The 773-nt window shown below is 53.9% G+C and carries 1 protein-coding gene; it reads left to right on the top strand.

From position 1 onward, the window contains the following. Positions 1-773: hypothetical protein (locus H5202_RS23530; protein ID WP_182774126.1), on the top strand; the 773-nt coding region annotated here is incomplete at both ends.

Below are 773 nucleotides of genomic sequence, written 5' to 3'. Positions count from 1 at the left end.
ACCTTGATTGTCACTGACGGCAATGGCAACACCCTATTTAACGGCCCTGTCACTCAAGACATGCTCGACAACGGCTTTGATGTTGAAGTGCCTGTCACTGCAGGCGCCACCGATGTTGATGTCACCGCGCAAGTGATTGATATCGCCGGCAACCCATCTGCAACCGCAACAGATACACAACCTGTTGATGCCACCATGGCACCTGCACCAATCGTTGAATTCAGCGGCATGGGCAGCGATGGTATCTTCAACAGCGATGAGATCGGTACTGATGGCACTGTGACCGCCACCGTGACGCTAGCGACTGGCACTCAAGTTGGCGATACCTTGATTGTCACTGACGGCAATGGCAACACCCTATTTAACGGCCCTGTCACTCAAGACATGCTCGACAACGGCTTTGATGTTGAAGTCCCTGTCACTGCAGGCGCAACTGATGTTGATGTCACCGCGCAAGTGATTGATATTGCGGGTAACCCATCTGCGACAGCTACTGACAACCAGCCTGTGGACAATGTTGCCGCACCTGCACCAATCGTTGAATTCAGCGGCATGGGCAGCGATGGCGTGTTCAACAGCGATGAGATCGGTACTGATGGCACTGTGACCGCCACCGTGACGCTAGCGACTGGCACCCAAGTTGGCGACACCTTGATTGTCACTGACGGCAATGGCAACACCCTATTTAACGGCCCTGTCACTCAAGACATGCTCGACAACGGCTTTGATGTTGAAGTGCCTGTCACTGCAGGCGCCACCGATGTTGATGTCAC

The organism is Shewanella sp. SG41-4, assembly GCF_014164505.1.
Lineage (GTDB): Bacteria > Pseudomonadota > Gammaproteobacteria > Enterobacterales > Shewanellaceae > Shewanella.
The sequence above is the reverse complement of the archived record's forward strand: the minus strand, read 5'-3'. Positions and strand labels throughout refer to the sequence as shown.